This window comes from Legionella quateirensis, from assembly GCF_001467955.1.
Taxonomy (GTDB): Bacteria; Pseudomonadota; Gammaproteobacteria; order Legionellales; family Legionellaceae; genus Legionella; species Legionella quateirensis.
Genome location: NZ_LNYR01000031.1, coordinates 124872 through 137280 on the forward strand (window position 1 = coordinate 124872; position 12409 = coordinate 137280).

Below are 12409 nucleotides of genomic sequence, written 5' to 3' on the forward strand. Positions count from 1 at the left end.
GACTGATTTAGGTGAATGGATAATCCATATGGCTCGTTAATCTGTTTTCAGCTACAAATGATTTTAGTGGCTTCAGTAATTGCAGATGAATTTGCATGGATGTGGAGTAGTCAGTCAATGTGCAACGGTCAGTTGCCAATAAAGAGTTAACCAGCTCGGCAGTTAAAGTGCTTTGGAAGGGGATTGGTGCATTGACTTCTTCCCATTTCCAATCTTGTTCCATGCTGGTTTGCCAGGCCTTTTGTTCCCATTCTCTGGATATAATTCGATGTTTGTGATTATAAATTTCAATTTGAATAGGCGCTATACCTTGCTTATCACAATTAATAAAGGCCAGACTGCCATTGGCGAAACGAGCGACCAGAGTTCCGGTTAATTCATAATAACCTGCTCTTTTGCTTTCAATCACCTGTTTATCAAGCAGATGAGTTTCCAGTTCAAATTCATTGACGCCAGTGATGTAGGCCAAATGATCCAGATAATGAATGGCATTAGTAATTAAGCCGTATTGACTGCCTGATACATGATATTGAACCGCTTGATTATTAAATAACGCATTTAAATTTTGGTAATAAGGCATCATGCGCATGGTGCAATTAACCCAGGTTTTAGTCTGATGTCGAGATAATAACTGTTCTACATCATAATAATCTTTTTCTTGGGTAAATAGGATTTTTTCCAGAACAAGGTGTTTCACCGTTGTCTGATTTAAAAGATCTTCGATGATGGCTCTACGGCTTTGAGCAGTGCTGGCAATGATTGCTATGTCTATAGGCTGAGAATCAGTTAATTTCTGTGTGTAGTTGATTGTGTGCTTTACCTGAGCAATAGTTGCTTCAAAACGTGATTTTGCTGTTTCAAGAGAAGCCGTACTGGGGTCTACTACTGTAATATCCAGCTCTTGATTGACCAGATTGAGAGATTGCAGATGTCTGCTGCCTAATTGTCCTGCACCAATTATTAGTATTTTTTTCATGATTTTTAATAGGGGTAGTTAGTTTGTCGAGCATTTTAGCTGACCGGCCCATTTAAATCTACCCGAGCCAGTTCATGATCTTCGTTTTTCTTTATTTGTCCTGCCAGCCATTTTGCTAATTTACGGTGACCTAGTTCATTAAAATGAGAAACATTCATAAAGTCACTTTCAGGGTAATTGAGTCCAGTATTTAAACAATGAACCTTGGGAAAATTGTTACAGATTTTATAAATATCATTTAATTCGTTCTGAATATCACTTATTTTAAATTGAGTTTGTTTAATTCCATTTTTATAAATGGGAGATACAAAGAAATAAACATTATTGGCTATTAATGATGATGATGTAAATAATGAATTCAGAAACTTAGTGTAATTAGGTAGTTTGCTTTGGAACTTGTCATATGATTCAGAATATGCATCAGGAAGAGCTATTTGATGATATGTAAAATCTCCTTTTTTATTGAGTACATATAAGCGATTCAGATCAAGGTTCATAATAGAGTGAATGCCATGGGGATGAAGGAAATAAAAATCAAAATAGGAGTTGTAGGCAAGGTCTTTAGGGGCAAATTCTTCATCATTAGTAAAATATGAATTTGTAGAAATAAAATTAAATAGGTTTATTTCAATTATAAGGGTGTCAATAGATATTTTTTTAACTTTAAGGTAACTGATGTTATCCAGGTAGGATTGCCCGCTTTCTCCGATTACTGAAGCATTCATGACAAAATAATTGGGAAATTTTTTTATCATATAATTAGAGTATGTATCTAGAGCTGATAGTGAGGTTCCATAAGAGAATGAAGAACCCATAATGAGCATTACAGGTTTTTTAGAGTATTTTAAGAAATTTGTCAGATAAGATCTTGATAATGGTTTCACTTCTGAGCCATCATAATTTCGTACATTAATTAGAGTATTTTTATAAAAATTATTTGTCGCTAATCCCATGAGGTAACTAAAAATAACATGCGTGGACAGAACACCAGTAAAAATCGCTATGAAATACAAATAAAATTTTTTTTCTTTCATTGTCTTACAGTCTCTTTTTAAAAATTGAAATATAAAAATGTACTGGGAGTTTCCGAAATAGTTGTTAATACAAAATATAGTGCTGCGCCTATGATTAATCCATACGTAATACTTGGTTTCCAATTCCAAAGAAGTCTAGTTGTTTTATCAGCGTTAAGTGAACTCACTAATTGCGAATCAAGTAGTGCATTTGTGGTTTTCATCATTTCAATTGTACTGGGCAAAACAGTACAAATTATTAAACAAGCCAAAAGAAAGAAGCCAAAGAAAACATAGTTTAATAGGGTAAGCAGTGCGATAGAACCGTAGTAATAGGTATGGCCGTAGTGGAACATTCCCTGATAAAAATTCTGTGCAGTGGCAAAGTCATTAGATCGGAACAGAACCCAACCGATAACGACACAAAAGAATGTCACAGCAATGGATATGAATTTAATTAAAAGATTTACCCACCTTGATGTTATTTTGAGATTAAATCGAGCTGAAAGCTGCTCTTTTAACGCATGCCAGCTATGGTTCAAAATAAGCAAAATTCCATGATAGGTACCCCATAAAATAAAGGTCCATCCTGCGCCATGCCAGAATCCTACAATAACCATTACAATAAATAAATTGAGGTATTTACGAAAAGGTCCTTTTCGGCTACCACCAAGGGGGATATATAAATAATCTCTGAAGAAACGAGATAGGCTCATATGCCACCGTCGCCAGAAATCAATAATATTCACCGCTTTATAAGGGGAGAAGAAATTAATGGGCAGCTTGATTCCTATCATAAAACTGAGCCCAATCGCCATTTCAGAATAACCGGAAAAATCAAAATATAATTGTAAGGTATAACCAATAGCCCCCATCCAAGAATCGGCAAATGAGAGTTCATATCCTTTGCCGGGCAAATCAAAAATGTAGTTGACTTTGGGAGCCAGGGTATCGGCCAGGCAAACCTTTTTAAACAAGCCGATAATAAAAATCGTTAATCCTATCATAAAGTAACGCATCAGCGGGAATTCTTTGGCGTCCAGTATTTTATTAAATTGGGGCATAACGTCTTTATGGTGAATGATGGGACCGGCAATTAAATGAGGAAAATAAGTAACAAACAGTGAGTAATTGAAAATACCAAATTGTTTGACTTTCTCATAATAAGCATCAACTAAAAAAGCAATTTGAGTAAAGGTAAAAAAGGATATTCCCAGCGGCAGTATGATGTTGTAAAAATTAAAGTCGGTATGAGCGATTGAATTGATATTCTCGATAAAGAAGTTCATGTATTTAAAGTAAAATAGTGCGCTCAAGTTTCCGGCTATACCCAGAATTAAATAACTTTTCTTGTACAATTTAAGTTTACTATTAATAATCAATTTACCAATAACAAAATTAAAACCAATGGACGCTAATAATAAAATGAGATAATTGGGATTCCACCAGCCATAGAATATAAGTGAAAAAGTTAATAACCAAGGAACCACGGCGGGTTTATAAAAATAGATAAAGAAGTAGGTGCCGAATAACGCAATAGGTAGATAGGTAAAGAGGAACAAATATGAATTAAAAAGCATGGGGTGTTTTTATAAAAAAATAGAATTGAGTATAAGTTGAAATAGTGTGTTCAACAACAGTTTTTTTTGAGTATAATACAAGATAACATATTGAATTAAATATGATTTATAAGTTTTGATTTTGTTCTAAACGGTTTTATTTTGTCCTGAAAGCGACTATGGAGTCATGAATGATTTTTCACCAACTTTTTGATCATGATTCATCAACTTACACCTACCTTATAGGGTCGCCTGACAGTAAGCATGGAATCATCATTGATCCGGTAAAATCCCATGTTGATGAATACATTCATCTGATTAAGCAATTGGGTCTGGATTTAGTTGCTTCTATAGATACTCATACGCACGCAGATCACATTACCGGTTCTGGTGACTTAGGCTGTTTAACTGAGTGTAAAACCATGATGGGTATTGAAACGAATGTGCAATTCCTAAAATATAAATTTCATGACAACGAGGTTTTAAAATTTGGCGATTTGGTCATTCAGGCCTTACATACCCCTGGACATACTCCTGATTCCTATTCTTTTGTCTGGAATGACAGTGTTTTTACGGGTGATACTTTATTAATTAACGCTACAGGTCGTACTGACTTTCAGGGAGGAAGTGCGAGTATGCAATATGATAGCCTGTTTCATAAATTATTAAAGTTACCCGGCACAACGAAAGTATATCCTGGACATGATTATAATGAAAAAAAATTTAGCACTATTGAGTATGAAAAAACACATAATCCCCGTTTGCAGGCAAAAACCAGGGAGGAATATATCGCAATAATGGATAACCTAAATTTGGCGCCGCCTAAAAATATGCATTTTGCCGTACCGGCAAATTTAATTAACGGTTTGAGTAAACCTCCGGCTTGATAACGTGTTTTAATCAGTAAAAAATTTCATTTTTCTTTGTTTAACTCTGGAATTAGAGGTAATTTACAGGTAAATTACGGTTCCTTTTTAATAACATGATATTGATACTACCGATGCAAATTCGAGTGGCAATGCAGGTTATTTTAAATCATTTCAGTTCAAATGAAATGAAAAGAGGAACGAAGCCGTGCGTATTGATATCCCTTATTGATACGTGATCTGCTCGTTTTATTGTGGAAATTAATTACAAATTTTATCTTGGCCTTAATACTCCGTTAATAATCAGAGTGTACAATATAATCCGAGTAAGAAAAGTTGTTTAATTTTTAGTCAGCATGTGGCTGCCAAGAACACCATGGATGCGTTCTATGGAGAAGTAGGTGGCTGCCTCATTAGGGAGATTTAGTCATGTTAATTTTGACTCGGCGTATAGGTGAAACATTAATCATCGGTGATGATGTAAATATTACTGTGTTAGGTGTAAAAGGTAACCAGGTTCGTTTAGGTATTAATGCACCAAAAGATGTTTCAGTTCATCGTGAAGAAATTTATTTACGTATACAACAAGAAAAAGAATCTGATGATTCTGAACAAGCAGTATAAATCGATTTCCTCGCAGTTCATCCAGTTCCGAGCAATTAAAACGGCTCGGGACGAACCTTCGGTACTCGTACTAATCCTTTTTTAGTAATTTCTTAAGTTCCCAATTATTTCAATTAATTATCGGTATCTAAATAATCTGTACGTAATGCAGCTTCTCAATAACTCATGGGAACCGTCATCCCGAATGCAAAGCCTCCAATTAATCTAAATTATTGATTTAGCATTTTTTTAAGAAATACTTAAGGCATAATTGCAATATGCAACGAAAGATCACCTGAGCGTGGTGCGGTGCCTGAATTGGGAGATCCTTCACTGTGTTCAGGATGACGAAATTCCCGGATTTATTGAGCAGTTACTATGTAATGATGTATCCCCAGATGAAAGGAGATGTTTGTTTCCTTGATCGTCTTCTAAAATTAATTGACCTGTTTTATCGATACCACAGGCGACTCCAGAGAAAGAAGCAAGGGATTGAGTTACAGTAATGTGCTTCCCCACGAGATAGTCGTATTGGTTCCATTCATCCATAAAACTATCGAGATCGCTGTTTAAAAATTTATTTATATTATTTTGCAGATGATATAACAGGCTGGCAATAACAGCATTGCGGTCAAATTGCTGATGGGATAGTTCATATAAAGACCCCCAGGGTTTATCCGGAAGAGGGTGCTTGAGAGTATCGGTATTGACATTCAATCCAATACCAATAATGACCAGGGCATTTCCATTCGATTCAGCAATAATTTCAATCAAAATCCCGCATATTTTTTTATTACCCCATAGGATGTCATTTGGCCACTTGATTTTAATTTCTTCAGTTGAAATAAACTCTTTTAATGAGTTCATTACTGCTAAACTGGTCACCAGACTCAACCCGGAAAGACGGCTGAGATCACAACTCAGGTTCCAACGGCTGGAACAATAAATATTTTCTCCAAATGGAGAGTGCCATGCTCTGCCAAACCGACCTCTCCCCTGAGTTTGTATTTCAGCACAACAAATATCCAGAACTGTACCAGTTGGAATTTCTTTCAGAAAGCGATTAGTGGAATCAATTGATGTAAACAAATGCAATTTGAATGGGTGAGTAAATTCTTTGATTTTAAGGTGATTGGAAAGTTCCGTTTCGTCTAATAATCTGATTGGAGTTGCTAATTGATACCCTTGTTGTGGTATCCGGGAAATCGGGATTCCCAAATCGATAAGCTGATTGATCTGTTTCCAGATAGCCGAGCGAGTAATGCCCAGAGCATTACCTAATTCATTGCCACTGTGACATTGACCATCACCAAGTATCCGGATCAGGGTGCGCTGTGATTGATTAAACTGGATCATATATTTAAAATTTTAAACTGACGTTTTGATGAAGCTGAATAAAACCATGTCGAATTTCCCTGATGGTCGGATGATGGCATATAGCGCCACTGCAGGCTACTTCAGGCATAAAAGTACGTAAATGCCAGGTCATGTTATGCAGCGGATCATCCACCAATTGCTTAGTTGGCATGGTAGTAGGGACATGAAATTCTTTCGTAGGGTAAGAAAGTCCCAGGCCGCTGGCTTTTATAAACGCCTCCTTTTGAGCCCAGACATGAAAAAACAATGCGGGTTTCATTGATAATGGAGCCTTTTGAAATTCCATATACTCCTGTTCAGAAAATAAATTTTTAGCTATGCCTTCATAAGGGCGTGCTGAATATTTTTCAATATCCACACCCATAGGATAACCTTTACCCACTGCAAGCAGGGCCAGATCACCTGTATGACTGATATTGAACTGAAGCTTTTGGGAATTAATAACGTTTGGTTTGCCATGTGGGCCATAATCAAATTCGAGCCGTTCTGGAGCTGTATTGAGATAACGAGAAAGAATGATTCTCAAAGTGGCGCGGGCAGTAGAAAAACGTCTTTTGTGTCGACTAAAGTAAAAACGGTCGGCTCTGGCTCGCTCATCTGCATTTAATAATTGATCGGCGATATGGAGTTCATGCTCTAATGAGAACTGCCAAAGGTCGATACGTGACTCATTTAAAATGCAATTTTGAGTATTTAATGGGGTAAATCCTGTAATTATCATATGAAGTGTTTTGAATCTAGCGTCAATTAACGGTTAAGAGTATCATATACCATGATATTTAATTCAACAAAGAGTAATCAATGAGCCGACAATTTTTGGATTTTGAGCAACCAATTGAAGAGTTGAATCAAAAAATTGAAGCACTCCGCATGGTTGGTAGTGATAATGAAGTTAATTTAAGTGAAGAAATTGCCCGTCTTGAAGCGAAATGCTCTGAGTTAACGGCTAATGTTTTTTCCAATCTGGAGCCTTGGCAAGTTGCACAAATGGCGCGACATCCACTGAGACCTCAGACTACAGATTATATTGAACATATATTTACGGATTTTCAGGAACTGCACGGTGACCGCAGTTATTCTTCTGCTCCAGCTATTATTGGCGGTGTAGCTCGATTGAATGATGAACCTGTAATGGTGTTAGGCCATCAAAAAGGGAAGCGAACCAAAGAAAAAGTATATCGAAATTTTGGTATGGCACGACCAGAGGAATATAGAAAAGCATTGCGTCTGATGAAGATGGCTGAAAAATTTAAAATGCCAATTTTTACTTTTATAGATACAGCTGGAGCGTATCCCGGTATTGGTGCTGAGGAACGGAATCAATCCGAAGCAATCGCACGTAATCTGTTTGCCATGTCCCGTCTGAAAACTCCCATTATCTGTACTGTAACTGGTGAAGCCGGATCCGGTGGCGCTTTGGCAATCGGTGTGGGAGATAAAATATTAATGCTTCAATTTGGTATTTATTCTGTAATTTCTCCTGAGGGTTGCGCATCCATTTTATGGAAAGATGCTGCCAAGGCAAGCGAGGCCGCTCGTGCTATGGGGATTACTGCAGACCGAATTTATGAAAATAAATTGGTTGATATGGTGATACCAGAACCTTTAGGTGGCGCTCACCGCAATGTTGATGATATGACTAAAAGACTAAAAAAGGTTCTCATCAATGAACTCCAGACTTTGAAGAGCATTCCTTTGGATAAATTAATTGAATTAAGATATCAAAAGTTTATGGCTATGGGGGCATGTGACTAAGCAGTTATTCAATTCGAGGTGGGTTTCCCATCTGGAGCAGTTTAAGAAATTAATTGTAGGGTTTAGTGGTGGGCTGGACTCTACAGTATTACTGCATGCGCTTTATTCTCAATCATCATTACGCAATAAATTACTGGCAGTGCACATTAATCATGGCATTAGTCCCAATGCATTATCCTGGCAAAATCATTGTGAGACCTTTTGCATTAATGCTGGTATTCCATTTATATCTGAAACAGTTGATTTCGATCGCTCTGCCAATTTAGAAGAAAGAGCGAGAAATGCCCGCTATGAAGTATTTACCTCCTTGTTAAGCAATCTGGATTGTTTGCTTTTAGGTCACCATATGGATGATCAAGCCGAGACTGTACTCTTACAGTTGTTTCGAGGTGCTGGGGTAGATGGACTGGCGGCAATGATGGAATCAGGCAGTTTCGGCTCCGGTGCATTGGCTAGACCATTGTTAACTTGTTTTCGTAAACAACTGGAGCAGTATGCGGCTTTTTATGAATTAACCTGGATAGAAGATGAAAGCAATCAGGATGAACAGTATTCCCGTAATTTTATAAGACAACAGATAATACCTTCATTAGCTGCCAAATGGCCTGGAGTAGTGGGCAATATAGCCAGAGCTGCCAGCCATTGCCAACAGGCACGTTTGAATCTGGATGAGCTTGCTATAATGGATTGCTCGCAATTATTAACACCATCGACCCTGTTGCGTATTGAAACCTTAAAATCGCTAAGTGTTGAGCGTCTTTCCAATGTAGTACGCGTTTGGTTAAAAAAGAATCATTTGCAATTGCCTGCTGCTGCGACTTTTGATCGTTTGATCCATGAAGTTGTGTTTGCAAGTGAAGATGCAATGCCCTTAGTCAGTTGGGATGCAGTACAAATCCGTCGTTATAAAGACTCACTTTATATTGTACCTGCCAAAGAAATTAATCTGCCTGCATGTATTGAGTGGACTGATTTTCCGCAACCTTTAAAGTTTGGTGATACAGGTTCATGTCTGTTAGCACAAAAAGCTCTGGAAGGTATAAGAATTTCCAATGATGCAAAAATCCATATTCAATTCAGGCAGGGCGGAGAGTCGTTTTGCTGGCATGGTCAGACGAAACAATTGAAAAAGCTATTCCAGGATTGGGGGATTCCTCCCTGGTTAAGACAGAATATTCCTCTCGTTTATATCAATGGACAGCTTGCCGCTGTGATTGGCTATGCGGTAAGTGATTTATATTTTACGAATAATTCATCAGAGGCTTGGTCATTATCGATGAATTAGTGCTTTAAAACGGGTGGCACTAGTGCAGTTTTTATTAAATGTTGACTGACTGAGCCGAGCAGTGACCGTCAGGGAGCTGAAATTGAAACAAGATTCCGCTTGCTTACGCACATGGCTCAATTAAGCCAGGCAAAACTAAATGGGGATCTTACCAGGGATTTGACTCAGTGAAATCTCAACAGACCCTATACATCAACACTAAAAATGTTTATCCTGCACAGGCTTTTAAATTTTAAAATTACTATTGTTTACTTATTATGTCTGATATCCATTGCGAAAAAACATATCGTCGAGGACTTTTTAAGCAAGGATTAATTGGTGTTTTTATTCTGCTTGCCGTTTTTCTCTTTTTAGAATTGTTCTCAAGATGGATCGCTGTAACCAGTACGGCGCCTTTTGGAGAGAGTATCCGAAACGATCAGAAAATGATGGTTAGTGATTCAATTAAAGGCGGTGTCGTCGCGATTGGTGATTCCATTATTGCGCGTGGTTTTTATCCTGAGCTTTTTTCTTCCTTGCTCGCTGAAAAACTGTCGAAACATTATGAGGTTTATAATATCGGCGTTGATGGAACAGGTATAGAGCAGCATCGTGCTTATTTACGTTACATCCTTAAAAAACAGGTCAAACCGGATTGGGTCATTATGAATGTATCCATTCATAATCTGAATTTAGAGAACTTTAGTTTTGATGCAAATCATGTTGCCCATTCCAATTATGTTGATAATAATTCATTGGATTACTACACGCGTTGTTTTGTGTTGGATAAGCCTACAATGGCTGCAAAAATGTATTGCAAGGCAGCCCGGTTTTCTTATTTCTTTCGATTAGTTCATTTTTATCACCAGCAAATTAATACTGGCGCCCAAGCGATTTTACATACAAATAAGTGGCGGGTTAATAATTTGTTTAGCGGTTATCCAGCGATTTCTGATAAAGGATTTTCTCCCACTTTTGGTACTTTATCTGAAGAATCGGCTAATGCCCCTTTAATGCATGATGCCATGGTGGGGCAATACACCAGAGCCTTTGCCAATTTCAAATTAGGTACGGATGGTCTGGACATTATAATTGATGAATTGAATGCACATTCCATAAAGGTTGTATTGGTACTGGCCCCAATGTATCAGCCCTTAATGCGAAAAATTTATGATGAATATGGCCTGCCATCGAATGATGTTTTAGAGAGTACGCTGTCCCAATACGCTTTAAGAAAAAATATTGCATTTGTGAATCTGTTTGAGGCATATCAAAATCCCATTTATTTTCAGGATCCTGTTCACCTGAATATATATGGCGCAATTAAATTCACTTCAACATTGGCAAATAGAATTATAAACAAGCAATATACTGCTTCAAATGGATATTTAAATACGGAAATTTTTCAATACTTGAAAGGCAGCACGGTGAGAACAACATGAATTTCGTTACTTTTCAGTTTGTTATTTTCTTAATGACTACGCTGTTTATTTTTCTATTAATTAATAAAAATTATAGAAAATATTTTATATTATTCTGCAGTTACTTTTTTTACGGCACCTGGAGTGTCCCCCTGATAGGGGTTATTTTATTTTCAACCTCTGTTGATTATTATCTGGGTAAAAAAATACATTCAACCGATTCAAAAATACACAAAAAATTATTGTTGACTCTTTCCATACTGATTAATTGCGGCATTTTAATCTATTTTAAATATACTAATTTCTTGCTTTCCAGTGTTCACGAGCTTGGATCAGTATTAGGTTACACACATCCATTATTCCATCCGCTTAATATTATTTTACCTTTAGGTGTGTCGTTTTATACTTTTGAAGCGATCAGTTATATTGTTGATATTTATCGTGGTGAAAAACCAGCGAGCAGTTGGCTGAATTATAATTTTTACATCATGTATTTCCCTCATCTTATATCCGGGCCTATCGTAAGATATAAGGAGCTGTATAGCCAATTTGAGCATAAAATTGAGTTGGCGGATGCATCACGATTAAGAGAAGGATTTCAATTATTATTATATGGCTTTATTTTTAAGTTAATTATCGCGGATAGTGTGGCCTCAATTTCGGATCCTCTTTTTAATAATTATCAATCTATAAATCATCTTGAATCCTGGCTGGCCAGTATTGCTTTTACTATTCAAATTTATTTTGACTTTTTAGGTTATACCCATATAGCTCGAGGTGTTTCCTTGTTGTTTAACATTAAATTACCGATTAATTTTAATCATCCTTACAATGCATGCAATATTAGTGATTTTTGGAAGCGCTGGCATATTACTCTTTCCTTATGGATTCGGGATTATTTATATATTCCATTAGGCGGTAACAGAGGAGCATTATATCAAACGGTGAACAATTTAATTATTACCATGTTTATCGCTGGGTTATGGCATGGGGCATCATGGAATTATGCGATCTGGGGTTTATATCATGGATGCCTTCTGGCGCTCTATCATCTAACCAAAACGTATTTATTTAATAATAAAACTCCTCATACAGAAAATAGAATGGTACCTGTTATTTCAATAATAGGTACATTCACTTTAGTAGTCATTGGCTGGGTTATTTTTAGATCTACCTCTGTTGATCAGGCTCTTACTATTTTAAACAAGATGTACGATATTCCCGGGTTTGTTCATGAGATTATCAATAATAAACAAGGATCTGCATACAGTGACTCATTTATAACATTAGCTGCAATGCTTGCTTTATGTTTTATAGGACCTGCAGTAAAATCTTTAGAAACCAATATATTGGCAAATATTCAACCGCTCTGGATTAAAAAATGGCTTTATTCTGTTTGGGTATTCGGCTTGATGATCTTTATGTTTTCTCCAGCAAAACCCTTTATTTATTTTGTATTTTAATCGGGTGTGGATGTTATATCTGTTTGCGGAATTCAGTTAAGCTGGCTCTTGTTTGATTGCATGGTTCTGGCAATTATTGTGGAACACATTAATTCAGAATTGTTTATAACAG

Annotated in this window: 11 protein-coding genes; 6 read left to right on the plus strand and 5 right to left on the minus strand. The window is 36.7% G+C overall.

Features of this window, described 5'->3' with window-relative positions:
- Window positions 1-7 precede the first annotated feature (7 nt).
- From Lqua_RS10200 to Lqua_RS10210, 3 genes are read right to left on the minus strand one after another with little or no spacing between them, the layout of a single operon-like run.
- Window positions 8-976, minus strand: a complete 969-nt coding sequence (locus Lqua_RS10200; protein WP_058474178.1) for a Gfo/Idh/MocA family oxidoreductase — start codon at window positions 974-976, stop codon at window positions 8-10.
- A 35-nt stretch (window positions 977-1011) separates the two neighbouring features.
- On the minus strand, window positions 1012-2010 hold the full coding sequence (locus Lqua_RS10205) for a hypothetical protein (RefSeq protein ID WP_058474179.1): 999 nt from the start codon (window positions 2008-2010) through the stop codon (window positions 1012-1014).
- Between the two features lie 17 nt (window positions 2011-2027).
- The gene (locus tag Lqua_RS10210; RefSeq protein ID WP_058474180.1) at window positions 2028-3569 is read right to left on the minus strand and encodes an MBOAT family O-acyltransferase; all 1542 of its coding nucleotides are present in this window, start codon (window positions 3567-3569) and stop codon (window positions 2028-2030) included.
- Between the two features lie 170 nt (window positions 3570-3739).
- On the opposite strand from Lqua_RS10210, the gene Lqua_RS10215 reads away from it, so the two are divergent.
- Together Lqua_RS10215 and csrA are read left to right on the plus strand one after the other, a co-directional pair.
- Window positions 3740-4435: an MBL fold metallo-hydrolase gene (locus Lqua_RS10215; RefSeq protein WP_058474181.1), complete on the plus strand. Its 696-nt coding sequence runs from the start codon at window positions 3740-3742 to the stop codon at window positions 4433-4435.
- A 408-nt stretch (window positions 4436-4843) separates the two neighbouring features.
- Window positions 4844-5038: a carbon storage regulator CsrA gene (gene csrA, locus Lqua_RS10220; RefSeq protein ID WP_011213314.1), complete on the plus strand. Its 195-nt coding sequence runs from the start codon at window positions 4844-4846 to the stop codon at window positions 5036-5038.
- 318 nt (window positions 5039-5356) lie between these two features.
- Here csrA and Lqua_RS10225 read toward each other — a convergent pair whose 3' ends face one another.
- A complete protein-coding gene (locus Lqua_RS10225) occupies window positions 5357-6373 on the minus strand; it encodes a biotin--[acetyl-CoA-carboxylase] ligase (protein WP_115148764.1) in 1017 nt (338 codons plus the stop codon).
- 4 nt (window positions 6374-6377) lie between these two features.
- Complete coding sequence (locus Lqua_RS10230; RefSeq protein WP_058474182.1) at window positions 6378-7115, minus strand: 4'-phosphopantetheinyl transferase family protein; 738 nt, start codon at window positions 7113-7115, stop codon at window positions 6378-6380.
- An 80-nt stretch (window positions 7116-7195) separates the two neighbouring features.
- Between Lqua_RS10230 and Lqua_RS10235 the strand changes: the two genes are divergently transcribed.
- The 4 genes from Lqua_RS10235 (at window position 7196) to Lqua_RS10250 (ending at window position 12297) form a co-directional block, all read left to right on the plus strand.
- A complete protein-coding gene (locus Lqua_RS10235; protein ID WP_058474183.1) occupies window positions 7196-8149 on the plus strand; it encodes an acetyl-CoA carboxylase carboxyltransferase subunit alpha in 954 nt (317 codons plus the stop codon).
- Window positions 8142-9434, plus strand: coding sequence for a tRNA lysidine(34) synthetase TilS (gene tilS / locus Lqua_RS10240; RefSeq protein ID WP_058474184.1), 1293 nt, complete (start codon window positions 8142-8144; stop codon window positions 9432-9434). Before Lqua_RS10235 ends, tilS begins: the two co-directional genes overlap by 8 nt.
- A gap of 257 nt (window positions 9435-9691) precedes the next feature.
- On the plus strand, window positions 9692-10855 hold the full coding sequence (locus Lqua_RS10245; protein WP_058474185.1) for a DUF1574 family protein: 1164 nt from the start codon (window positions 9692-9694) through the stop codon (window positions 10853-10855).
- On the plus strand, window positions 10852-12297 hold the full coding sequence (locus Lqua_RS10250) for an MBOAT family O-acyltransferase (RefSeq protein ID WP_058474186.1): 1446 nt from the start codon (window positions 10852-10854) through the stop codon (window positions 12295-12297). The genes Lqua_RS10245 and Lqua_RS10250 overlap by 4 nt, the downstream gene beginning before the upstream one ends.
- The last annotated feature ends 112 nt before the right edge of the window (window positions 12298-12409 follow it).